Annotated in this window: 20 protein-coding genes and 2 pseudogenes; 10 read left to right on the top strand and 12 right to left on the bottom strand. The window is 75.1% G+C overall.

Going from position 1 to position 22930, the window contains the following annotated elements; genetic code table 11:
- Positions 1–316 (top strand): hypothetical protein (locus DQ238_RS22865; RefSeq protein ID WP_158550798.1); only part of this gene is annotated, 316 nt, incomplete at its 5' end.
- A gap of 21 nt (positions 317–337) precedes the next feature.
- Positions 338–481 (top strand): annotated as a pseudogene (locus DQ238_RS23805) (helix-turn-helix transcriptional regulator); the annotation flags it as partial.
- A 126-nt stretch (positions 482–607) separates the two neighbouring features.
- Here DQ238_RS23805 and DQ238_RS23800 read toward each other — a convergent pair.
- Together DQ238_RS23800 and DQ238_RS14975 are read right to left on the bottom strand one after the other, a co-directional pair.
- Positions 608–895 (bottom strand): hypothetical protein, encoded by a 288-nt coding sequence (locus DQ238_RS23800; protein ID WP_233495987.1) that lies wholly within the window; start codon positions 893–895, stop codon positions 608–610.
- A 351-nt stretch (positions 896–1246) separates the two neighbouring features.
- The gene (locus DQ238_RS14975; RefSeq protein ID WP_113782061.1) at positions 1247–1525 is read right to left on the bottom strand and encodes a hypothetical protein; all 279 of its coding nucleotides are present in this window, start codon (positions 1523–1525) and stop codon (positions 1247–1249) included.
- Between the two features lie 121 nt (positions 1526–1646).
- On the opposite strand from DQ238_RS14975, the gene DQ238_RS14970 reads away from it, so the two are divergent.
- Positions 1647–3383 (top strand): plasmid pRiA4b ORF-3 family protein, encoded by a 1737-nt coding sequence (locus DQ238_RS14970; protein WP_113782060.1) that lies wholly within the window; start codon positions 1647–1649, stop codon positions 3381–3383.
- Positions 3384–3515: 132 nt separating this feature from the next.
- Here DQ238_RS14970 and nrfD read toward each other — a convergent pair whose 3' ends face one another.
- The 4 genes and pseudogenes from nrfD to DQ238_RS14945 all read right to left on the bottom strand — a co-directional run bounded on the left by nrfD (position 3516) and on the right by DQ238_RS14945 (position 10319).
- The gene (gene nrfD / locus DQ238_RS14965) at positions 3516–4574 is read right to left on the bottom strand and encodes an NrfD/PsrC family molybdoenzyme membrane anchor subunit (protein WP_113782059.1); all 1059 of its coding nucleotides are present in this window, start codon (positions 4572–4574) and stop codon (positions 3516–3518) included.
- A gap of 73 nt (positions 4575–4647) precedes the next feature.
- Complete coding sequence (locus DQ238_RS14960) at positions 4648–5712, bottom strand: 4Fe-4S dicluster domain-containing protein (RefSeq protein WP_113782058.1); 1065 nt, start codon at positions 5710–5712, stop codon at positions 4648–4650.
- Between the two features lie 121 nt (positions 5713–5833).
- Positions 5834–9127, bottom strand: a pseudogene (gene fdh / locus DQ238_RS14955) (formate dehydrogenase).
- Between the two features lie 322 nt (positions 9128–9449).
- Positions 9450–10319 carry a hypothetical protein gene (locus tag DQ238_RS14945; protein ID WP_113782080.1) on the bottom strand — a complete coding sequence of 290 codons (870 nt, stop codon included), beginning with the start codon at positions 10317–10319 and terminating at the stop codon, positions 9450–9452.
- 291 nt (positions 10320–10610) lie between these two features.
- Here DQ238_RS14945 and DQ238_RS14940 point away from each other — a divergent pair, with 291 nt between their 5' ends.
- The 3 genes from DQ238_RS14940 to DQ238_RS14930 are packed head-to-tail and all read left to right on the top strand — an operon-like array spanning position 10611 to position 14190.
- Complete coding sequence (locus DQ238_RS14940; protein ID WP_233495985.1) at positions 10611–11408, top strand: MBL fold metallo-hydrolase; 798 nt, start codon at positions 10611–10613, stop codon at positions 11406–11408.
- Positions 11405–12034 carry a DedA family protein gene (locus DQ238_RS14935; protein ID WP_113782055.1) on the top strand — a complete coding sequence of 210 codons (630 nt, stop codon included), beginning with the start codon at positions 11405–11407 and terminating at the stop codon, positions 12032–12034. Before DQ238_RS14940 ends, DQ238_RS14935 begins: the two co-directional genes overlap by 4 nt.
- Positions 12031–14190, top strand: coding sequence for a phage holin family protein (locus DQ238_RS14930; RefSeq protein WP_113782054.1), 2160 nt, complete (start codon positions 12031–12033; stop codon positions 14188–14190). Before DQ238_RS14935 ends, DQ238_RS14930 begins: the two co-directional genes overlap by 4 nt.
- A 368-nt stretch (positions 14191–14558) precedes the next feature.
- On the opposite strand, the gene DQ238_RS22860 is transcribed toward DQ238_RS14930, so the two are convergent.
- Positions 14559–14699, bottom strand: a complete 141-nt coding sequence (locus DQ238_RS22860; protein ID WP_158550797.1) for a hypothetical protein — start codon at positions 14697–14699, stop codon at positions 14559–14561.
- Between the two features lie 16 nt (positions 14700–14715).
- Positions 14716–15396 (bottom strand): 4'-phosphopantetheinyl transferase superfamily protein, encoded by a 681-nt coding sequence (locus DQ238_RS14920; RefSeq protein WP_113782052.1) that lies wholly within the window; start codon positions 15394–15396, stop codon positions 14716–14718.
- Positions 15397–15706: 310 nt separating this feature from the next.
- Here DQ238_RS14920 and DQ238_RS14915 point away from each other — a divergent pair, with 310 nt between their 5' ends.
- Both DQ238_RS14915 and DQ238_RS14910 read left to right on the top strand, forming a co-directional pair.
- On the top strand, positions 15707–16669 hold the full coding sequence (locus DQ238_RS14915) for a glucosyl-3-phosphoglycerate synthase (RefSeq protein WP_113782051.1): 963 nt from the start codon (positions 15707–15709) through the stop codon (positions 16667–16669).
- Positions 16666–17838: a glycosyltransferase gene (locus DQ238_RS14910; RefSeq protein WP_113782078.1), complete on the top strand. Its 1173-nt coding sequence runs from the start codon at positions 16666–16668 to the stop codon at positions 17836–17838. The genes DQ238_RS14915 and DQ238_RS14910 overlap by 4 nt, the downstream gene beginning before the upstream one ends.
- Before the next feature lie 72 nt (positions 17839–17910).
- Here DQ238_RS14910 and DQ238_RS14905 read toward each other — a convergent pair whose 3' ends face one another.
- Positions 17911–18861 carry a Gfo/Idh/MocA family protein gene (locus tag DQ238_RS14905; protein WP_113782050.1) on the bottom strand — a complete coding sequence of 317 codons (951 nt, stop codon included), beginning with the start codon at positions 18859–18861 and terminating at the stop codon, positions 17911–17913.
- Between the two features lie 306 nt (positions 18862–19167).
- Here DQ238_RS14905 and DQ238_RS23305 point away from each other — a divergent pair, with 306 nt between their 5' ends.
- Complete coding sequence (locus DQ238_RS23305) at positions 19168–19878, top strand: TetR/AcrR family transcriptional regulator (protein ID WP_199506357.1); 711 nt, start codon at positions 19168–19170, stop codon at positions 19876–19878.
- Between the two features lie 3 nt (positions 19879–19881).
- On the opposite strand, the gene DQ238_RS14895 is transcribed toward DQ238_RS23305, so the two are convergent.
- The 3 genes from DQ238_RS14895 to DQ238_RS14885 all read right to left on the bottom strand — a co-directional run bounded on the left by DQ238_RS14895 (position 19882) and on the right by DQ238_RS14885 (position 21922).
- The gene (locus DQ238_RS14895) at positions 19882–20475 is read right to left on the bottom strand and encodes a TetR-like C-terminal domain-containing protein (RefSeq protein ID WP_113782049.1); all 594 of its coding nucleotides are present in this window, start codon (positions 20473–20475) and stop codon (positions 19882–19884) included.
- A 130-nt stretch (positions 20476–20605) separates the two neighbouring features.
- Entirely contained in the window at positions 20606–20938 is a 333-nt protein-coding gene (locus DQ238_RS14890; RefSeq protein WP_113782048.1) for a hypothetical protein, read from the bottom strand.
- 96 nt (positions 20939–21034) lie between these two features.
- A complete protein-coding gene (locus tag DQ238_RS14885; RefSeq protein WP_113782047.1) occupies positions 21035–21922 on the bottom strand; it encodes a 1,4-dihydroxy-2-naphthoyl-CoA synthase in 888 nt (295 codons plus the stop codon).
- A 173-nt stretch (positions 21923–22095) separates the two neighbouring features.
- On the opposite strand from DQ238_RS14885, the gene DQ238_RS14880 reads away from it, so the two are divergent.
- Positions 22096–22902 carry an endonuclease/exonuclease/phosphatase family protein gene (locus tag DQ238_RS14880; protein WP_233495984.1) on the top strand — a complete coding sequence of 269 codons (807 nt, stop codon included), beginning with the start codon at positions 22096–22098 and terminating at the stop codon, positions 22900–22902.
- The last annotated feature ends 28 nt before the right edge of the window (positions 22903–22930 follow it).

Genomic DNA, 22930 nt, shown 5'->3' with positions numbered 1-22930 from the left:
GGCGCGCCATTCGAGCTTCATCGGCGCCGTGCTGGCCTCCGAGGTGGCGATCGTCACCGACGCCGGCTTCCGCTCCGCCCGCGCCGATCTGCACGTGATCTGTCGGGCCGGCAACCACAAGACGCCCAAGCCCGGCGACCGCGAGATCACCCGAGCACGGGCGGAGAACGAACGCCCGCACGCGCTGCTGAAGTCCTGGCGGATCATGGATCGCACCCGGATCACGCCGCTGGTCAAGATTCACGCCATCACCGGCGCCGTCGCCGTCCTGGTCGGGCTGCAGACCTACGGCCACCGCCGACCGGACTGGCCCTGAACCAATTCTCGGACAGGCTCATTGCGCAGCGCCCGCGCCAAGAGGGGCGTCTCCCAGGCCCAGCTCGCGGCGCTGGACGGCGTCCTCCGCTCCACAGTGGAGCGGATCGAGGCCGACACCCGGCAGCCGTCGCTGGTCACGCTGAACAGGCTGCTCGCCGCGGTCGACCTGGAGCTGCGCATCCGGCTGGACGACCTGGACCGACTGGCCGCGGCCGTGCGCGAGCTCGATGAGGGCTCAGCTGCACGACCTGTACGGGGTCGGGGTCCTCGCCGACCCCGGCCCCGGTGCTCAGGTGCCGGCGCCGATGGACACCACGGCGGCGATGACGAGGATCGCCGGGATCAGCGCGATGATCCCCAGGACCAGCCCGGCGACGGCCAGCCCGGTGGGGGCACCCCTCCTCCGGCCGGACGCGACACCGACGCCGCCGAGGACCACCCCCAGCAGGGCCAGCACGATGCCGATCGCCGGTAGCCAGAAGAAGAGCAGACCGAGCAGGCCGGTGACGAAGCCCGCCACCCCGAGACCGTTGCCCGGCGCGCCGGTCTGGACGACGACGGGAGGCTGACCGTACACGGGCTGGCTCTGGATCGGTTGGCCGTAGCCCGGCTGCCCGTGTCCTGGCTGCCCGTGTCCCGGCGGAGTGGACTGCTGCCCTGGGGCGAGCTCTCCGTGAGCCGGCTGCTGGCCGTGGGTCGGTTGGCCGTACGCAGGCTGGCCGTAGCCGGCCCTCGACGAGCCCGACGACGCGGTGCCGTGCGGCTCCGCAGGATCCGGGGTGGTCTCGAACTGGTCACTGCTCACGACGGCTCCCGTGGTCCTGGTCGGCACACCCGACCTCGAGGAGAACTCTCGACGTCCGCAACGCCGCCGACAAGTGGGCGCGGCGAACCGTGGCCGTCCGGGTGACGTACCGACGGGTCGGGGTCAGCTCCGCGACCGGCGCCGTCCCCGGGACAGCTCGGCCCGCAACCGCGCCGCCTCCGCCGCATCGCCCCGTGCGCGGGCCCGCCGCAGCCGGCGGCGCAGCCGCCGCTGCCGGGACACCAACAGCCAGGTCACGACGACCAGCAGCACCAGGCCGGTGGCCCAGCCCGCGGGCTCGGGGCTGCCCGGTGCCCCGAGCGCGTCCCAGACCGTGTAGCCGACGGAGTAGCCGAGGACGACGACCAGCAGCGCCGGCACCGCGAGGAGGAAGACCGACACACCGCTCCTTCGGCAGACGGTGTCCTGGCGGACGCGGCCCGCCTGGCCCTCGTGCACAGCGTCGACCATGGCGACGTCTCTCGCTACCGTGGCCGCGGCTGGACACGGCGAGGAGGTGGCCATGGCCAAGAGGCACGGCAAGCCCCGGGGCCCGCTCCGGCTGCGGTCCGTACGGTCGCCGGGAGAGCAGCTGGCCAGGCTGCGGGGCTCCTTCCTCGCCTGGTTCGACGGCCACGGCCCGCCCGAGGACGTCGACACGGGTGCGCTCTGGAACGACGTCGTCACCACCGTCGACCTCGCCGCCGACCGCGCCGGCCTCACCGACCTCTCGTCCTGGACCGTCGACCACGTCACCGCGCTGGCAGCGGTCGCCGACGGGAACCAGGTCGACGCGCTCGCCGCTCTCCCTCTCCTGCTCGCCTTCCTCGGCGACACGGGGCGTTGGCAGGGGACGCCGGACGAGCTGGACGCGGTGCTGGGAGTCGCGGAGCGGGTCACCTCACCGCTCGCCGCGCTGCTCGACGAACTCGACGCCGTGACGGTCGACCCGGCGGCCGAGCAGGCGGCCCTGCGCACCCTCCCCCTGGTGGTCCGGGCCGAGACCCTGCTGGGCTTCGTCGTCCCGCGCCGCCCGGTCACCGGCACCGGAGCCCTGCGCCGCGCCGACGTCGTCGCCGTCGCCGAGCGGCTGGATCTCGACCTCGGCGACCGCCGGCCGCGGTCCATGTGGGACGTCCCGCGTCTGGCGGACCTGTGGCAGGCAGCCCAGGACGCCGACCTGCTCGTCGTCACGCCGACCGAGGCCACGCCCACGCCCCTCGCCCACGGCTGGGTCTCCGGCGACGCCGAGCAGGGCGACGAGGCCCGCCGACGCCTGGTGGACGCCCACCTCCGCCACGTGCTGACCTCACCCGCGCCGCAGCCCTGGCTACCGCCTCCGCTGGCCACCCTGCTGCCCGTCCTGGCCGCCGCGGCGCTCGACCGGCCGGTTCCGGTCGACCAGCTGTTCGACCCGGCCGGACCCGCCGACGTCGACGCCCGCCTGGCGACGTACCTGGCGTTCGCCGCCCTGCCGGCACACCCGCTGCTGCACCAGCTGGCCGACGACGGCATCCTGGAGGTCTCCGACACCATCACCGCCGCCGCGCCGCTGCGCGGTCTGCTGGCCCGGCTCGCCTCCGAGCTGCTCGCGAGCGTGGAGTCGGCCGACGCCTCCGGCCCCGACCTGCCCGAGCCCGACCCCGCACTGGCCGGACAGGTCTACCGGCTGCGCGTCGAGCTGGTGGATGCACACCCTCCGGTGTGGCGCGAGGTGCTCGTCGACCCGAACCTCCCCCTCGACGAGCTGCACGACGTCGTCCAGGCGCTGTTCGGCTGGGACGACTCCCACCTGCACGAGTTCACCGCCGTCGGGCCCGGTCGCCGCACCACGCGGTTCGCCTCCCGCGACCCCTTCGGCGACGACTGGGCGCCGCCGGGCGACCACGCCCAGGACGAGTCGGCGGTGCGGCTGGGCCAGCTGATCGGCCCGCGACGGGGCGAGCTGCGCTACCTGTACGACTTCGGCGACAGCTGGGAGCACCGCGTCACCGTCGTCGGCAGCGAACCGGCCGGGAACGTGGCGCTGCCGCGGTGCGTCGCCGGCGCCGGCGCCGCGCCGCACGAGGACTCCGGAGGGGTGTGGGGGTGGGCCGACATGGTCCAGGCGGCGCGCGACCCGCGCCATCCCGAGCACTCCGACGTCCGCGAGTGGCTCGGCCTGGCCGACGGCGAGACGCTCGACCCGACCCGGTTCGACCGCGCCGAGGTCGACGAACGGCTGACGCGGCTGCGGAGGTCGGCCGCGCCGCCGGTGTGAGCCCTCCGAGCCCGCGCGCGTCAGCCCGGTGGCCGCACCACGCACACATCTGTCTGCACGAAGTCGTCACCGACGCAGACGCGGCTGACCCCGGAGCCGGCGACGCATCTCGTCGGCCCCGGGGTCAGCGCGTCAGCGGGTGATCGTCGAGGCGTGTCCGTTCGAGGCGACCCGGTCCCCGGCCTGCCGCGCCGCCAACCGCTCCCGCTGCGGGACGACGGTGTACTTCGGGTCCTCGGCGCTGGCGACCCCGGCCTCGAAGACCCCGAAGCGGGTGAGCAGCGACCCGGCCGCCAGCAGCACGCCGGAGACGACCGCCCCCGGCCGCGTGCGCCCGACCAGCACGGCCAGGCCCAGGCCGGAGGCGGTGCACGCCTTCGCCGCCTGCATCAGCTTCCCGGCCCGGCCCCGGTGGTACGGCTCGGCGACGATGCTGTCGTTGCGCTCGATGCCGCGGAGGGCGGCCAGTTCGATCCCCGCCCCGATGATGGCCATCTTGTGCGCCGGCGCCGACTCGGCCAGCGGCGTGAACGCCAGGCACAGCCCGCCGCCGGCGGCCATGGCCGACCCGCCGAAGACGAACGGCATCTTGCCGTGGAACGCGTGCCACGACGGGACGGCGGTGTTGGACAGCAGCACCGCGGTGTAGGTGGCCAGTGGCCCGCCGAAGACGGCCGCCACCGCCCCGCCGAAGCGCTTGAGCCGCGGGAACCAGCCCAGCAGCTCCACCGCCGCCGTCGCCCCGGCCGCCGCGCTGAACGGCGCCAGGATGTAGGAGCCGACCGACAGCGGCGACGTCGGCTTGAGCACCCGCAGCATGTGCAGGAAGCGTTCGGGGCGCCCCAGGTCGATGATGAGGAACCCCACCGACGCGATCGAGCTGCCGCCGGCGGTCAGCCGGGCCACCCGGGTCAGGTGCGGCCGGCCGGTGACGTCGGCGAGCGCGCCCAGTACCGCCGAGGACCCGGCCGCCCCGCCGAGGAACAGGTACAGCGGCACCTCCGGGCTCTTCCACACCGGCGGCTTGATGATGGGGCGGCCGTAGTAGGAGGTGAACTGGGCCTCCTCGACCATCGGCACCTCGCCGCCGGGGCGGCCGCCACGCCGCCGGCGTCGCTTCTCCCGCCGCTGCGCCGGCGGGCCGCCCGCTCGCCGCCAGCCGGCGCCCGGCGTCGTCACGCCCTCGGTCACGCGCCCACCCCCCAGGGCCTCCGTGGCCACTTCGACCCTTCGATGAGGGGCCTTTGTGGCCACTTCGGCCCGGTCATCGGGTCCTCCGCGAGCCGAGGACCGCGGACAGCGCCACCCCGATGATCATCGCCGCCGCGGCGGCGGCCGACCGCCACATCGCGGGCAGGTCGCGCGTGGTGACGATCGGGTCCGGCGGCAGCCCGTAGACCTCCGGCTCGTCGAGCAGCAGGAAGAACGCCCCCGCGCCGCCCACGCCGTCGTCCTCGTCGCGCCCGTACAGCCGCGCCGTCTCCACGCCCTGCCGCTTGAGCGTGGCCAGCCGCGCGTCGGCGCGGGCCTGCAGCTCGTCGAGGTTGCCGAACTGGATCGACTGGGTCGGGCAGGCGGTCGCGCACGCCGGCATCAGCCCGTCGGTCAGCCGGTCGTAGCACAGCGTGCACTTGAACACCCGGCCGTCGCCCTTGCGCTGGTTGATGACCCCGTACGGGCAGGAGGGCACGCAGTAGCCGCAGCCGTTGCAGATGTCGCCCTGGACGACCACCGTCCCGAACTCGGTGCGGAACAGCGCCCCGGTCGGGCAGACGTCCAGGCACCCGGCGTGCGTGCAGTGCTTGCACACGTCGGAGCTCATCAGCCAGCGGATCTGCTTGTCGGTGCCCGACTGGCCGGTCTGCGGGTCGAACTCCGACAGGGCCTCGGCGTTCAGCACGCTCTGCTGCGCCGCCGCCTGCGTGTCCCGGGGGCCGTCCGCCGGCGACGGGCCGCTGTCCTGACGGTCGTCGCCCGGCCGGCCGAAGGTGGGCGTCGGCAGGTCCACCGGCCGGCTCTGCTCGATGAACGCCACGTGCCGCCAGGTGTTGGCGCCCAGCTGCCCGGTGTTGTCGTAGGACATGCCGGACAGCCCGATGACGTCCCGTGTGCCGTGCGAGTCGTCCATCGGCAGCGCGTTCCACTCCTTGCACGCCACCTCGCAGGCCTTGCAGCCGATGCACACCGAGGTGTCGGTGAAGAAGCCCACCCGCGCCGGGTGGTCGCCGTCGTACCCGGCCTCGCCCTGCACGTCGGGCAGCGGCCCGTACAGCCGGTGGTCGGGGTCGCGGCCGGTGTAGGCCGCACTGACCGAGCTGATCGAGGTCACGCCGGCCTCTCCTCCCTGGTCGCGTCGTCCTGGATCACCCTGACGCGTCCTGGCTCACCGTCGACCGTGAGCCAGGACGCCGGATGATCAGCTGACCTGATCGTGCGGGCGGCACCGGCGCTCACGTGAGCGTCGACCCCTCACCGGCCGAGGCCTCGACCGGGTCGCGCCCGTTGACACCGACCCGCCCCGAGGGCACCCCGGCCCGCCGGCGGTAGGACTCCACCAGGTCGATCAGCTCCGGCCCGCGCGGCCGGCGTCCGGGGCGGATGTCGGCGGTGCTGACCTTGTCCTCCTGGATGTGGGTGTTGGCGTCGAGCACGATGCCCAGCAGGTCGTTGGCCGAGTCACCGGTGGAGATGCCGCTGTAGGACCAGTGGTACGGCACGCCGATCTGGTGCACGACCGTGCCGTCGGCCAGCCTGATCGGCCGCATCCGCTCGGTGACCAGCACCTTGGCCTCGATCGCCGTCCGGCTGCTGATCAGCGTGGCGAACTCGCCGTTGGCCAGCCCGCGCAGCTCGGCCAGCTCCGGACTGACCTCGACGAAGAACTCCGGCTGCAGCTCGGCCAGGTAGGGCAGGGTGCGGCTCATCCCGCCGGCGGTGTGGTGCTCGGTGAGCCGGTAGGTGGTCACCTGGAACGGGAAGACCTCGCTGCAGGACGGGTTCTCCCGGTTCCACGGCCCGGGGATGCGCTCGATCGTCGGGCTGCTCTGCTGCTTGTAGAAGGCGTTCTCCACCACCGACTCGGCCGGCTCGTAGTGCGTCGGCAGCGGACCGTCGACCAGCCCCGCCGGCGCGTACAGCCAGGCCTTGCCGTCGCCCTGCATGACGAACGGGTCGGTGCCGGCGATGGCGTCCTGGGCCTTGGCGCCGTCCGGCGGCACGTAGTCCGGCCGCTTCTGGGCCTCGAAGTCCGGCACGTCCTGGCCGGTCCACCTCCCGGCCTCCTCGTCCCACCAGACGTAGCGCTTGCGCTCGCTCCACGGCCGGCCGTCCGGGTCGGCCGAGGCGCGGTTGTAGAGCACCCGGCGGTTGAGCGGCCAGGCCCAGCCCCACTCGGAGGCGACCAGCCCCTGCTCGCGGCCGGGCTTGCGGCGGGCGGCCTGGTTGACCTCGTCGGCGTAGACCCCGCAGTAGATCCAGCAGCCGCCGGTGGTCGAGCCGTCGTCGGCCATCTGCACGTAGGACGACAGCGCCCGCCCGTCCGGCCCGGTGCCGTTGATCTCCCGCAGCACGGCCGCGGCGTCGGGGTCCCGGGTCTCCCCGATCAGCGGGTAGTCCCAGGTCAGGTCCAGCAGCGGACGGTCCCGCGGATCGGTGGAGTCGGCGAGGCGCTCCCGCAGGATGCGGCCGAGGTGGTAGTAGAACCACAGGTCGCTGCGGGCGTCCTCCGGCGGCTCGACCGCCTTGTGCCGCCACTGCAGCAGCCGCTGGGTCTGGGTGAAGGTCCCCTCCTTCTCCGCGTGCGTGGCCGCGGGCAGGAAGAAGACCTCGGTGGCGATCGTCTCGGGGGCCAGCTCCCCCGTCTCGATCTCCGGGGCCTCGTGCCAGAAGGTCGCCGACTCGATCAGCTGCAGGTCGCGGACGACCAGCCAGTCGAGGTTGGCCAGCCCGAACCGGTTCATCCGCCCGTTGGGGTGCCCGACCGTGGGGTTCTCCCCGACCAGGAAGTAGCCGGAGACCTTGCCCTCGATCATGTCGGCGATGGTCCGGTAGGAGCTGTGGTCGCCGGTGACCTTGGGCAGGTGGTCGAAGCAGAAGTCGTTCTCCGGCTGCGCGGCGTCGCCGAACCAGGCCTTGAGCAGGCTGACGGTGTAGGCCCGCTTGTTGCCCCAGAAGCCGGCCTTGCCGGCCGCGTCGGCCACGTAGTCCTCCAGCGAGTGGTGCTGGAGGGCGTGCGGCATCGGCAGGTAGCCGGGCAGCAGGTTGAACAGCGTCGGGACGTCGGTCGAGCCCTGGATGCTGGCGTGCCCGCGCAGCGCCAGGATGCCGCCGCCGGGACGGCCGATGTTGCCCAGCAGCGCCTGCAGGATCGACGCGGTGCGGATGTACTGTGCGCCGACCGAGTGCTGCGTCCAGCCCACCGAGTACACCCACGCCGTCGTCCGGTCGCGGTTGCTGTTCTCCGTCACCCACCGGGCGACCTGGTCGAACACCTCCGGCTCGATGCCGCAGACCTCGGCGACCATCTCCGGCGTGTAGCGGGCGAAGTGCCGCTTGAGCACCTGGAAGACGGTGCGCGGGTGCTGCAGCGTCTCGTCCCGCTTGGGCTTGGCCGCGATGGGCGGCCCACCGCTGCCGGCCGCCTGGGCGCGGTCGGAGTCCTGCACGGCCGGGTGCTGCTCGGCCGCCTTCTGCTCGGCGGCCCGCTGCGGGTCGTCGGAGCCCGAGTGCGGCGGCTCGTCGAACTCGTACTGCCAGCTCGTCTCGTCGTAGTGGCCGTGCTCGGGGTCCAGCCCGGAGAAGACGCCCTCGAGGTCCTCGGTGTCGACGAAGTCCTCACCCACCAGCGCGGCGGCGTTGGTGTAGGCGACCACGTACTCGCGGAAGTACAGGTCGTTGCTCAGCACGTGGTTGATCAGCCCGCCGAGGAACGCGATGTCGGCGCCGGCGCGGATCGGTACGTGCAGGTCGGCGACCGCGCTGGTCCGGGTGAACCGCGGGTCGATGTGGATCACCTTCGCGCCGCGCCCCTTGGCCTCCATCACCCACTGGAAGCCCACCGGGTGGCACTCGGCCATGTTCGAACCCTCGATGACGATGCAGTCGGAGTTCGCCAGGTCTTCCAGGGTGTTCGTGGCACCGCCACGACCGAACGAGGTCCCCAGACCGGGGACGGTGGAGGAGTGCTATATGCGGGCCTGGTTCTCGATCTGGATCGCGCCCAGGGCGCTGTAGAGCTTCTTCATGAGGTAGTTCTCCTCGTTGTCGAGGGTCGCCCCTCCGAGGCTGGCTACTCCCATGGTCCGGTTGACGCGCTTGCCCTCGCACTCGTCCTGCCAGCCCTTGCGGCGGGCGTCGAGGACGCGGTCGGCGATCATCTCCATCGCCGTGTCGAGGTCGAGGTCCTCCCACTCGGTCCCGTACGGACGGCGGTAGCGGACCTTCGTGACCCGGGTCGGGCTGGTGACCAGCTGCTTGCTCGCGCTGCCCTTGGGGCACAGCCGGCCGCGGCTGATCGGCGAGTCCGGGTCGCCCTCGATCTGGACGATCTGCTCGTCCTCGACGTAGATCCGCTGCCCGCAGCCGACGGCGCAGTACGGGCAGACGCTCTGGACGACGCGGTCGGCGGTGGCCGTGCGGCTGGTGAGCTGCTCGGTCTGCTTGCTCCGTGCGGCCCTGCCGCGGCCGAGCGGGTCTGGGCCGGTGAGCTGCCGGAACACCGGCCAGGCATCGAGCCAGGTCTTCACGTGGGGAACTCTGCCACTTCCGTACCGAAACGGCTCATCGGGACACGTCCCACCCGCAGGTCACGGGGTTGCCGGCCCGTCCGCCGTCCGCCCCGCTGATCGCCGTCCGCCCCTCCCCGCTGATCGCCGTCCGCCCCTCCCCGCCGCCCTCTCCGCTGATCGCCGTCCGCCCTTCTCCGCTGATCATGGGGTTGTTGCCGCTCGCTTCGGCGGGTCGTCGCGTGTCGTCTGCAACAACCCCATGATCAACTCGGGGAGAGGCTCGAGGGAGAGGCTCGGGGAGGAGCGGAGGGGCCGCCATGCGCGCGGGACGGGGTCGGGGTCAGGGCCGCCAGCCGCGGCTGACCAGCGCGCCGCGGGTGCGCTCGACCACGACCACCGGCCCGCCCAGGTGGCGCGCGGCGAAGCGGACGACGAGCCAGCCGTCGGCCGCCATCAGGGAGTAGCGGTCGATGTCGCGTCCGAACTGGTCGGGCTCGGCGTGCTGCTGACCCTCGTACTCCACCGCGACCTTCCACTGCGGGTAGCCCAGGTCGGCGTGCGTGACCTCCCTCCCCCACCGGTCGTGCACAGGCACCTGCACCTGCGGGTCGGGCAGGTCGCTGGTCACCAGCCAGTAGCGGATCAGGCTCTCGGGCCGGGAAGCCGCCGCGGCCGTGAGCAGAGGAGCGCACTCCCGGGCACGCACGACCCCTCGGACGCCATCGGCCCGGGCCAGGCGCCGCACGAGGGACTCCGCGGTCAGCCGGCCGGCCCGCAGGAGCCCGTCGCCGACCGCCACCAGTTCCGCGGACGGCAGCCCGGCGGCCAGGTCGAGGAAGGTCTGCGGTCCGGACGTCTGTCGCAGCCCGTCCAGCACCACGACGTCCTCCGCCCCGAGGAGCCGCTCGTGCACCGTCAGGCCGGCCCGCCGGGGCAACTGCCGCCGGGACGGGATGACGACGTGGACGGTGGAGGACGTCGCCATCGGGGCACCGTGCAACCCGGCCGCCGTCCCCAGGCCGAAGGCGGCGTCGGCCGGGAGGGCCAGCTGCCAGGCACGGCACCGGGCGGGCAGGTCCGGCTCGACGGCGGCGGAGAGGTAGACGCCCCGTCCCACCCGTACGCCGTCCTGGGCGATCTGGCCGCGCGTCGCTCCGCGGCCGCGGGCACCGGTCCAGGTGTAGGCGGTGCCGAGGTCGAACTCCGTCACGTGCGCGACCGTCACCGGCCGGGGCGCCCGGGAGGAGCGGTCGACCCGATCTGTGGACGGCGGGAGGGTCTGTGGACGCCGCCGTCCACCCCCGACACCGCTCGCGACCCACCCCGAGTCGATCATGGAGTTGTGGCCGGTTGCCGCGGCGCGTCGTCGCGTGTCGCCGGCAACAACCCCATGATCAACTGGGAGAGGGACCGGGAGAGGGCGATCGGGGGAGGGCGCTCGGGGGGAGGGTGGGTGCGATCGGCTCCCGTCCTGTCGGCGCCCAGGTCGATACTGGGCGGCGTGGGTGAGCTGGACCTGCACTTCCTCGGCCACTCGACGGTGCGCGTCGAGCTGGCCGGGCACACCGTGCTGACCGATCCGCTGCTCACCGACCGCGTCGGGCCGCTGCGGCGGGTGGTGCCGGCCCCGCGACCGGAGACGTACGCCGGCGTCGACCTGGTGCTGCTCAGCCACCTGCACGGCGACCACCTGCACCTGCCGTCGCTGCGGCGGCTCGGGCCGGACGTGCGGATCGCCGTCCCCCGCGGCGCCGGGGCGTGGCTGCGCTCGCGCGGGTTCCGCTGCGTCGTCGAGGTCGTGCCCGGCGAGGTCTTCACCCACGGCGCGCTGCAGGTGACCGCCGTCCCGGCCGACCACAGCGGGCACCGCTGGGGGCCGCGGCTGACCCACGGGCCGGACACCGCCGCGGTCGGCCACCTCGTGGAGGGCGGGGGGCGCACGGTCTACGTCAGCGGCGACACCGGCCTGATCGACGAGATGTCCGTGCTCGGCGCCCGCGGGGTGGACGTCGCGCTGCTGCCGGTGTGGGGCTGGGGCCTCACCCTGGGGCCCGGCCACCTCGACCCGGTCGGGGCGGCCGAGGCGACGGCGCGGCTGCGACCGCGGGTCGCCGTCCCGGTGCACTGGGGCACCCTCGCGCTGCCGGGCGCTCCGGCGCTGCCCCGGATGCGCCGGCTGCTCGCCGAGCCGCCGCGCGCGTTCGCCGCCGCGGTCGCCGGCCGCGGCCTGGGCACCCGGGTGGCGGTGACCGAGCCCGGGCAGCCGGTCCTGCTGCCCGCACCGACGGGCGCGCCGTGAGCACTGGCACGCTCGCCGCCGGTGCGACCGTCGGGTCGGCGATCGGCTACCCGGTCCTCTTCGGCGGAGTGCTGCTCGGCTCGATCGTCCCGGTGGTACCGACCGGCGCGGTGGTGGGCGCCGGCGCCGCGTTCGCCGTGACCGCCGACGGGCTCAGCCTCCCTCTCGTGCTGCTCGTCGCCACCCTCGCCGCCTGGACCGGCGACGTGGTCACCTTCGCCGTCTGCCGGTCCGGCGGCCCCGCGGCGGTGCGCTGGGTCGCCCGCGGCCAGCACGCGGAGCGGATCGAGGAGGTCCGCGAGCAGTTCCGCCGGCACGGCTGGCAGATCGTCGTCGTCGGCCGGCTGCTGCCCGCCGGGCGGATCCCGGTGCTGCTGGCCGCCGGCGCCCTGGCCTACCCGTGGCGGCGGCTGCTGCCCGCGTCCGCACTGGCCGCCTTCCTGTGGGCGGTGGCCTACGCCTTGCTCGGCGTGGTCAGCGGCGGCATCTTCGACTCCCCGCTCACCGCCGTCCTGCTGGCCACCGTGCTGGTGCTCGTCGTCGGCGGCGTGCTCAACCTGGTGGGCGCGCGCCGCAGGCGTGCTCGGGAGTCGGAGCGGGAGCCCTCGCGCTGCGGACCGGCATGACCCCTCCCGTCCCCGCCGGCCGGGTGCTGCAACGCGGCCGGACGACGGCCCGCGTGCTGCTCACCTGGGCGGTGACCACCGCGGCGCTGGCCGGCCTGGACCGCTGGCTCGCCGGCTTCGCCATGCCGTCGTGGTGGCAGCCGCCGGTGATCGCGCTGCTGCTCGGCCTGCTCACCGCGGTGGTGTGGCCGCTGGTCATGCGGATCGCGCTGCCGCTGGCCTTGTTCACCCTCGGCCTGGGCAGCTTCCTGCTGCTGGGGACGGCGGTGCTCGGCCTGTCGTTCCTCGTCCCCGGCGTGGTCATCGCCGACCTGGAGACGGCGGTCGTGGTCGGGGTGGGCATGGCCGCCGTCTCCGGCCTGGTCAGCAGCGTGCTGGCGCTCGACGAGGACGAGCTGTTCTTCCGCCGCGCCCGCCGCCGGGCCCGACGGACGGCGGACGGCGAGCCGCGCCCGCCCGGCGTGCTGTTCCTGCAGATCGACGGGCTCTCGCACGACACCGCCCGCCGCGCCGTCCGCGACGGGTCGATGCCCAACCTCGCCGCCTGGCTGCGCTCGGGCAGCCACACGCTGGCCTCCTGGCACACCGACTGGAGCTCGCAGACCGGCGCGAGCGTCTGCGGCATCCTGCACGGCTCCACCACCGACATCCCGGGGTTCCGCTGGTACGACAAGCAGCGCGACCGGGTGGTGCGCGTCTCCAACCCGGTCGACGCCGCCGCGGTCGAGCGCGCGCACTCCGACGGCCGCGGGCTGCTGGCCGGCGGCGGCGCCAGCCGGGGCAACCTGTTCACCGGCGACGCCGCCCACGTCAGCCTCACCATGAGCTCGCTGGCGCACGTCGTCCCCGCCACCAGCCGGCGCGAGCGGCAGGCCCGCACGCGGGTCGGCTCGGGCTACTACGCCTACTTCGCCAGCCCGGTCAACGCGCTGCGCACCGTCGCGGTCTCGCTCGTCGACGTCTACCGGGAGCTGACCGCGGCGGCCCGGGAGCGCCGCCACGACGTCCGGCCCCGAGTGGCGCGCGGCGGGGCCTACCCCCTGGCCCGCCCGGGAACGACGGTGATCACCCGCGACGTCGTCGTCTACGCGCTGCTGGAGGACATGCTCGCCGGCCGGCCGGTCGCCTACGCCGACTTCCTCGGCTACGACGAGGCCGCCCACCACGCCGGCCTCGAGCGCGCCGACAGCCTGGCGGTGCTGCGCGGCATCGACCAGCAGATCGGCCGGCTGCACCGCGCCGCCCAGCTGGCGCCGCGCGCCTACCACCTGGTCTGCCTCTCCGACCACGGGCAGACCCAGGGCGCGTCGTTCGCCAACCGCTTCGGGGAGACCGTCGAGGAGCTGGTCGGCCGACTGTGCGGAGCGCCGGCCGAACGGCCCGGGCCGCGCCTGACCGGCCCGCGGGACAGCCGCCGGCTCACCGAGGGCTGGCAGGTCGGCGCCGTGCTCGCCGAGGGCGGCCCGATCGCGCAGCGGCTGCGGGAACGGGTCGAGCGGGCCGACGGGGTGCCGCACCCCCACGAGCTGCCCACCGGCCGCGAGGGGCAGGTGCCGCGGGTCGCCCCCGGCGTGGTCGTCACCGTCTCCGGGCACGCCGCGGCGGTCTGGTTCCCCGACGTCCCCGGCCGGGTGTCGCTGGAGGAGATCGAGCGGCACTGGCCGGCGCTGCTGCCCGGCCTGGTCGACCACGACGGCGTGGGCTTCGTGCTGGTGCACTCGGAGGAGGACGGCCCGGTGGTGCTCGGCCGCGACGGGCTGCACCGGCTGGCCTCGGGCGCCGTCCTCGGCGAGGACCCGCTGCTGCCCTACGGGGAGCACGCACCCCGGCTGGTGGCCCGGGTGTCGGGGTTCGCCAACTGCGCCGACGTCGTGGTCAACAGCCGCTACGACCCGGACACCGACGAGGCCTCCGCGTTCGAGCCGCACGTGGGTTCCCACGGCGGCCTGGGCGGGCCGCAGCAGCACGGCGTCCTGGTGCACCCGCGGTCCTTCCGGGCCCCGGGCGAGGTCGTCGGCGCCGAGCAGCTGCACCGGGTGCTGCGCGGCTGGCTGACCGACCTCGGCCACCCCGAGCCGACCGGGGACGGCGCGGCGGTGGGCCCGCTGAGCCCGACCGCGCTGCGCCGCCCCGCCGACGCCCCGGCGTCCGCCTGACCTCGGGTATGGGAAGCGATACGTGCGTCAGCCGGCCCGTGACGCGGGTATCGCTTCCCATACCTCGGGCGCCGGCGTCCGAGGTCACCCCGCCGAGACCGCCAGCACCCGGGAGGCCCGCGCGGCCAGCTCGGGGGCGTTCTCGGCGGCCATCAGGTCGTGGGGGGCCCCGGGCACGTCGACGACGGTGAGGTCGGGGCCACCCGCCGCCAGGCGTGGAGCTGGTTCGTGATCACCGGGACGAGACGGGTCAGCGCGTCGTCGAGGACCACGCCGGGCCGCAGGACCACCAAGAGCGCCAGCCGGGGGCTGCCCGGCGCGGCCGGGTCCCGGACCTCGACGGCCATGGCGTCGGCCACCCAGGCGCACTACCAGTCGTGCTGCCAGTCGTGCAGCGCCGTCGGCGTCGGCAGCGGGCGCCCGGCGACGGCCTCGGCGCGGGCGCGGGAGCCGGCGAGCTGGGGGACGCGTCCCGGCGCCACCGTCGCGGTGGGGTCGCGCACGCTCATCGGCGACCTCCAGGGGTCAGGGGACGACACCGAGCGCGCCCGGGGGCAGCGCGGCGTCGCAGGCCAGGCTGGCCAGGTGGCCGGGGGGCACGGGGACCGCGGCCACCCACCACGGCCCGATCCACCCGGCGTCGGCGACCGGCGTCACCACGTCGGAGGGGGGCCGGAGGATGCCGGTCCCGCGGGCCTTGAGCACCGCCTCCTTCTGCGTCCAGCAGCGGGTGACGGCTCCGGGGCGGGCGGACGGCGGGAGTGCGGCGATCCGCGCCTGCTCGACGGGCGCCAGCCAGCCCTCACCGGCGGCGACGGCGGCGTCCTCCCCGGAGCAGCGCTCGACGTCGACGCCCACGCAGACGTCGGCCGAGACCGCGACCAGGGCGACGTCGCCGCCGGCCGAGCACGAGAAGCTCAGGCCGCAGCCGACGAGGAACGGCCGGCCGCGGTCGGTCTGCAGGGGCACGGCGCGGGCGGGGAGGTCGAGCAGGCCGCCGAGGAGCGAGCGCAGCGCGGAGCGGACGAGGACCCGCCGGCGCCGGACCGCCGGTGTGCCGCGGTCGGCCCGGGCCCGTTCGGCCGGGCTCAGGTCGGCCGCCGCGGCGGCCACGTCCCACCCGGGATCGGTCAGGTCGAGGACACGGAGAGTGATCCGCGGGCTGCCGGGCTCGGGGAGCGTCCGCACCGCCGTCCGACCGACCATTCCGCTCCGCAACCACGAGTGGGCCCCTGCACCCGGTTCCACGACCGTGAACGTGGTCGAGTTCCCTGCCGAGGCGCTCTCCTCCCCACGGGTGGGGGGTGGGAGCGGTCGCTGGGCCGTGTACCAGGGCGGACGCTCCCAGGACGAGCGCCCGGGATGGCGGTGCGCGAGCATCGCGGGGAGCGTCGAGCAACCGGCGCCGCACGGCGTCGGCGACGGAAGGCGGCGACAGATCGCCGCCGGGCGTGCATCCTGTCGCCGACGGGGTCCCGTGCCGGCATCGGTGTCGGCACCCTGCCGAGGGAGACGTGTGCGCTCTGACGTCCGACGCTGGTTGAACCAGCGCACCTACACTGCCGACACCTGGCAGGCCGGAGAGCTGCTCGCCGCCAAACAGGAACGCGACACCACGGTCAGCGTGGTGCTGCCGGCGCTCGACGAGGAGCGCACGGTCGGCGGCATCGTCGCGGCCCTGCGCGCGGCACTGGTCGAACGCTGCCCGCTGGTCGACGAGGTCGTCGTCGTCGACAGCGGGTCGAGCGACCGGACGGCGGAGGTCGCGGCCGCCGCCGGCGCCCGCGTCGTCCACGTCGCCAGCGTGCTGCCCGGCCACGGCACCCGGCCGGGCAAGGGCGAGGCGCTGTGGAAGTCGCTGCACGCCACCGCCGGTGAGCTGCTGGTCTTCGTCGACGCCGACCTGATCGCCTTCGACCCGAAGTTCGTGGTCGGCCTGCTCGGCCCGCTGCTGACCGACCCCACCGTCGGCTACGTCAAGGCCCTCTACGACCGGCCGCTGACCACGCCCGAGGGCATCGTCCCCTCCGGCGGCGGCCGGGTCACCGAGCTGGTCGCCCGACCGCTGCTCAACGCGTTCTGGCCGGAGCTGGCCGGCTTCGTGCAGCCGCTGTCCGGGGAGTACGCCGGCCGCCGGGAGCTGCTCGAGCAGGTGCCGTTCGTGTCCGGCTACGGGGTGGAGCTGGGCCTCTTGGTCGACCTGGTGGCGCTGGCCGGCCTCGACGCGCTGGCCCAGGTCGACCTGGGCACCCGGCAGCACAGCCACCAGACCGACGCGGCGCTCGGCCGCATGGCGGGGCAGATCCTGCAGACCGCGCTCGCCCGGCTGCCCGGTGCCGCCCGGCCGGAGAGCGAGCTGCTGCAGTTCCTGCGCACCGCCGACGGCCTCGAGGAGGTCACCTGGGACGTCTCGGTCGTCGAGCGCCCGCCGATGCGGGCGGTGCGGGCCGCCCGCCGCCGTCCGGGGCTGTGGGCGTGAAGATCCTCATGGACGCCGGCCCGTGGCTGCCGGTGCCGCCGCCGGGCTACGGAGGCCTGGAGAACGTCGTCGCCACGCTGACCGCCGAGCTGCGCGCCCGCGGGCACACCGTCGTCCTTGCGTCGGTGGGCGAGTCGACACTGCCGGTCGACGGGCTGGTCAGCGCCTTCCCCACCGGCCGGTTCGAGCAGCTGGGCGGGCCGTACCCGCAGGTGGTGGGCACCGCGCACGCGCACGAGCAGGTGGTGCTGGCCACGCTGGCCGAGCACGCGCTGGCCGGTGCGCCCTTCGACCTGGTGCACACGCACGTCGAGGTGGTCGGGCCGGCGGTGCTGGGCGGCCTGGGGGACGCCGGGCCGCCGGTGGTGGCCACGCTGCACTGGGACCCGCGGCGCAACGCCGACTTCTGGTCGGTCTTCGACGGCCGGGACCGGGTGTTCTTCGCCGGGGTCTCCGACAGCCAGGTGGCGCAGGCGCCGCAGCGGCTGCGCGAGCAGGTCATCGGCATCGTCCCGCTGTCGGTGCCGGTCGACGACCAGCCGCCGGTGCCCCGGGCCGAGCGCGGCGACTCGGTGCTGGTGCTGGCGCGGCTGTGCGAGATCAAGGGCGTGGACACCGCGCTGCGGGCCTGCCGGGCCGCCGGGGTGCCGCTCGTGCTGGCCGGACCTGTCGGCGGCCTGCCGGACCGGCCGGCGCTGACCGCCGCCCTGGCCCAGCCGGGCCACCCGGCCTCTACGCACCCGGACGTCGCCTGGTTCGCCGAGCACGTCGACCCGCACCTGGACGGCGTGTCCGCCCGCTGGATCGGCAGCGTGGGGGGAGAGGAAAAGGCCGCTCTCCTGCGGACCTCCCGGGCGGTGCTGTTCCCGATCCGCTGGGAGGAGCCGGGGGGCACCGCCGTCTGCGAGGCCCTGGCCGCCGGGACGCCGGTGGTCGCCATGGCCCGCGGGTGTCTGCCCTCGCTGGTCGAGGACGGCCGCACCGGCTTCCTCGCCACCGACGAGGAGGGGTTCACCGCGGCGCTGTCCCGGCTGGACGAGATCGACCCCGAGGAGTGCGCCGGCCAGGCCCGTCGCCGGTTCGCCCCCGCGGTGATGGCCGACGGCTACGAGCGGGTCTACGCCGAGGCGATGGCGCGGGTGCGCAGTCCGCTGCCGCTGCTCGGCTGACCGGCGGGCATGGGAAGCGATACCTGCGTCCTGACCACGAGAACGCATGTATCGCTTCCCATGCCCGGTCGGTCAGGGCCGGACGGCGTCCCCCGTGCGCGCCGACTCGGTGATCGCCACCGCCACCCGGTGGGTGCACAGCGCCTCGGCGTAGTCCACCAGGCCCTCGGCCGGGGCGCCGCCGGCCAGCACGTCGACGAAGGCCCGGTCGACGGCGGTGCGCCCGTCGACCCGGGGCTCGCGCCGGTCGGTGCCGTCCGCGGTGGTGACGGTCAGCGTGGTCTCGGTGAGCTCCACCGCCGCGCCGTCGCAGACGACGTCCAGGCCGGCGCGCAGCCTGCCCGGCAGGGAGCAGGCCGCGGTCACCGTGCCGACGGCGCCGGAGGCGAAGGTGAGCAGCGCCGCGGTCGCGTCGTCGACGTCGCGGCCCTCCGCGGTGGACGACGCGGCCATCGCCCGCACCTCGACGACCTCGCCGGCCAGCAGCCGGGCCAGGTCGACCACGTGGGTGAGCTGCTCGACCACCTGCCCGCCCGAGGACTCCCGCCGCGCCCACCACGCCGGGGGCGGGACCTTGTCCAGCCAGGTGGCGTCGACCAGCCGGGGCCGGTGGGCCGCGCAGACGGCGCGGGCCGCGGCCACCGTGTCCAGGTGCCGCCAGTGGTAGCCGGTCGCGGTGGGCAGCCCCGCGGCGGCGACCGCCCGCGCCACCTCCTCGGCGACCGGCAGGCCGCTGGCCAGCGGCTTCTCGACGAAGAACGGGACCCCCACCTCGACGACGGCCAGCTCCAGCTCCCCGTGCGCGAACGGCGGCACGCACAGCCACACGCCGTCCAGCGGCTGGCGCAGCAGCTCGGCGACGTCGTCGACGGCCGGGACGCCCAGCTCCGCGGCGAGCGCACCGGCGGCCCCGGGGGCGGCGTCGGCGACCCCGACCAGCTCGACGTCGTCGAACCCGGACAGCACCCGGCCGTGGCGGGCACCCACGCCCCCGGCTCCGACCAGGCCGACCCGGACGCTCATGCCGGCAGGGTGTCGTTGGCCGGCTGGGTGTCGTTGGTCGGCTGGGTGTCGTTGGCGAGGCCCATGCCGGCCTCCTGCCCACCCGGCGGACGACGCAACCGCTGGTCCGGTCGGCAGGTCGCCCCACAGCCGCGTTCGGTGCGGCACGATCCGGTCGTGGTCCCCTCTCCGTCCGCTCCGGCGCGCCCACGTCCGCACCGGTCGCGGCGCGGCCCCGCGCGCTCGTGTCGAAAGAGGCGCAGGATGGAGTCACCCCACGACCGGGGCCACGACACGGGGTACACGGAGCGGAGTTAGTGTAAGACCGTGAGTGAGGTCCTCGACCGGCGCGCCCGGAAGAAGGCGCAGACCCGGGCGCTCATCCGCGAGACCGCGCAGGCGCTGTTCGCCGCGCGGGGGTTCGAGGCTGTCACCATCGTCGACATCGCCACGGCCGCGGACGTCGCGGTGCAGACGGTCTTCAACCACTTCTCCACCAAGGAGGAGCTCTTCTTCGACGGGCACATCCCCTGGGTGGACGGCCCGGCGACGGCGGTCCGCGCGCGCACCCCCGGGGTCGCGCCGCTCACCGCGCTGCACGCCCACCTCACCGACCGGGTGGGCGCCTACGTCCGGTCGCTGGCCACGCCCGAGGGCCGCAGCTTCGCGATGACGCTGGAGGCGTCCCCGGCGCTGCGCGCCCACGAGCGCGAACTGCACCACGAGTCGATCAACCTGCTGGCGGAGGCGCTCCTGGAGGCCTGGCAGGCCGACGGCGGTGTCCCGCCGCTGGCCAGCGACCCCCGGACCGCCGCCTCGGTCACCGCGGCGGTGTGGCTGGCCGCCGTCCGGACGCTGGTCCGGGAGCAGCGGCTGGGTCTCACCGAGTCGGCCGGGGTGTCGTCGGCCGATCCGGAGGCCGGCGTCGCGGTCGCCCGCACGGTGGCCGACCAGGTGCTCTCGGGGCTGGTCTCGGCCATGTCCGCCCCGCCGGAGAGGTCCGTCCCGCCCGAGAGCCGGTTGCGGCGCACCGGCTGACCCTCAGACGCGGACGTCCTCGCCGACCGGCTGCACGATCGGCAGCAGCACCTCGTCCACCACGCGCTGCAGCTGTTCTGCGCTCATGACCCCGCGAGCCGAGGTGAACCGCTGCCACCAGAAGGCCTCGAGCACCGAGCCGAGCAGCGCCAGGCGGGACTCGGGCACCTCCTGGCCGCGGGCGGCGGCGCGGGCGCCGATCGTCTCCACCGCCTCGGCGAGGGGCTGCACCAGCGCCGCGTCGAGGCCGGCGCGGAGGTCCTCGTCGTGGCGGGCGGCACCGACCAGGCTCGCGGTCGCCCGCTCCTCACGGTCGAGCGGACACCGCCAGCGGTCGACCAGGGCGGCCAGGTCGTCGCGCAGCGACCCGCAGTCGGGCGGGGCCTCCACCAGCCGGAACCGCGCCACCGCGGACCGGGCCATGGCCGCCATGGTGGGCCACCGGCGGTAGATGCCCGCCTTGCCGGCCCGGGCACGCGCGGCGACGCGATCGCTGTTGAGCCTGCCCCAGCCCTCCTCGGCCAGGATGTCGACCGCCACGGTCAGCAACTGGTCGGACAGCTCGGCGCTCAGCGGGCGGCCCGGCGTCCCCGTCACGCCGGCCCCCCCTGATCGGTGCACGTCACCGCGACATCGTGACCTCCCGGTGGAGTGACCACAATGACCGGGCGACCAACTCACGGGCTTTTTCCGGCCGAGACCCAGCCCGCCCACCCGCCCGGCGAGGTCAGGCCCCCGCGGCGCTCTCCACGTGCACCTGCAGACCGGCCCCGTCGTCGGCCAGCCAGCCCGCGCCGGAGGCCTGCTCGACCATGTCCTCCCACCGCTGCGCCCAGTCGGCGGCCGTCACCTGCGGCTCGGCGGCGGCCCGCAGAGCGGCCACGTCGAGGACGCCGGTCTCGGTGTCGGTCAGGCGGCCCAGCCCGGCGTCCCGCAGCACGCGGTCGGCCTCCTCGTCGGTCACCGCCCCCAGCGCCAGGTGCAGCCGCGTCAGGTCGTCCACGTCGACGACCCGTACCTCGGGCAGCTCGTCCGCGCCGCCCACCACCTCGACGATCACCAGAAGGACCCCCTTCTCCCCAGCCCTCGCAAGCTCGCGCCGGGACCCCGAAGGGGGCCGCGACGCCGGTACCGCTGACGCGGAGCGTAAAGGCCGCTAGACGTGCCAGGGGAAGCGGGAGAAGTCGGGGTCGCGCTTCTCGAGGAAGGCGTCGCGCCCCTCGACGGCCTCCTCGGCCGCGTAGGCCAGCCGGGTCGTCTCGCCGGCGAACAGCTGCTGGCCGACCAGCCCGTCGTCGACGAGGTTGAACGAGTACTTGAGCATCCGCTGCGCGGTGGGGCTCTTGGCCACGATGCGCCGTCCCCAGTCCAGGGCGGTGCGCTCCAGCTCGGCGTGCGGGACGACGCGGTTGACCATGCCCATGCGGTGGGCCTCCTCGGCGGTGTACTCCTCGCCGAGGAAGAAGACCTCGCGGGCGTACTTCTGCCCGACCTGGCGGGCCAGGTAGGCCGAGCCGAAGCCGCCGTCGAAGCTACCGACGTCGGCGTCGGTCTGCTTGAACCGGGCGTGCTCGGCGCTGGCCAGCGTGAGGTCGGAGACGACGTGCAGGCTGTGCCCGCCCCCGGCCGCCCACCCGGGGACGACGCAGACGACCACCTTGGGCATGAACCGGATCAGCCGCTGGGCCTCGAGCACGTGCAGCCGGCCGGAGCTGGTCTCCGAGTGCTGGTAGCCGTGCCTGCCGCGCACCCGCTGGTCACCGCCGGAGCAGAACGCCCAGCCGCCGTCCCTCGGGCTGGGGCCGTTGCCGGTGAGCAGGACGCAGCCGACGTCGGTGGACAGCCGGGCGTGGTCGAGCGCGGTGATCAGCTCGTCGACGGTCTGCGGGCGGAACGCGTTGCGCACCTCGGGCCGGTCGAACGCGATGCGCACGACGCCGGCGTCGACGGCGCGGTGGTAAGTGAGGTCGGTGAAGCCGAACCCCTCGACCGGCTGCCACGCCGTGCTGTCGAAGATCTCGGAGACGTCGTCGCGGGCGGTCATGGGAGGCAACCTAGCGACCCGGGTCGGGCACGATCAGCTGGGCTGATCGTGCGGCGTCCGGGCTCACGGTCGACGCTGAGCCCGGAAGCACCGCGGTGAGCCCGGACGCACCGCGGTGAGCCAGGACGCGCTCCGGGGAGCTGGGCGCGGCCGGGATGGGTAGCGTCGGCGGGGTGCCCGGGGCGCCCGCCGTGCGAGTCGGCACCGTCAACATCGCCTCGGGACGCAGCCCGGCCGGCCCGGTCCTCACCCCCGCACAGCTGGGCGCGGCGGTCGCCGGGCTGGACGTCGACGTGCTCGCCGTCCAGGAGGTCGACGCGGGGCAGCCGCGGTCGCACGGGGTCGACCAGGCCGCCGTCCTGGCCGTGGGGCTCGGCGCCGGGGACTGGCGCGGCGCGGCGACCCTCGCCGGCACCCCCGACCCGTTCCGCAGCTGGACGCCGGCCGCGCCGGTGCTGCGCGGCCCGGACAGCTCCCCCGACAGCCCGGCCTACGGCATCGCGCTGATCAGCCGGCTCCCGGTGCTGGAGTGGTCGGTGCACGGGCTGGGCTCGGGCCGCGCGCGGCTGCCGGTCCGGGGTCCCGACCCGCGCACCGGCCGGCTGCGCGTGTGGTGGTTCCCCGACGAACCGCGGGTCGCCGTCGCCGCCCGGCTCGAGCGGCTCACCGTGGTCGCCACCCACCTGTCCTTCGCGCCGCACACGGCGGTGCGCCAACTGCTGCGGCTGCGCCGGTGGATGGCCGGGATGGCCGGCCCGGTGGTGCTGGCCGGCGACCTCAACCTGCCCGGCGCGGTGCCCGGCCGGCTGCTGGGCGCGACGCCGCTGGTGCGGGCACCGAGCTTCCCCGCCGTCGACCCGCGGGTGCAGCTGGACCACGTGCTGGCGGTCGGCGACGGCCTGCACCCCAGGGACCCCACGGCGAGCGCGCTGCCGGTCGGTGACCACCGGGCGCTCACCGTCACCGTGTCGCCCGGGTGAGGCGCCGGCCCCGTCACCGTGTCGCCCG

It is taken from the genome of Geodermatophilus sp. TF02-6 (genome assembly GCF_003319115.1).
Taxonomy (GTDB): domain Bacteria; phylum Actinomycetota; class Actinomycetes; order Mycobacteriales; family Geodermatophilaceae; genus Geodermatophilus.
This window is presented reverse-complemented; position numbering and strand designations above follow the sequence as displayed.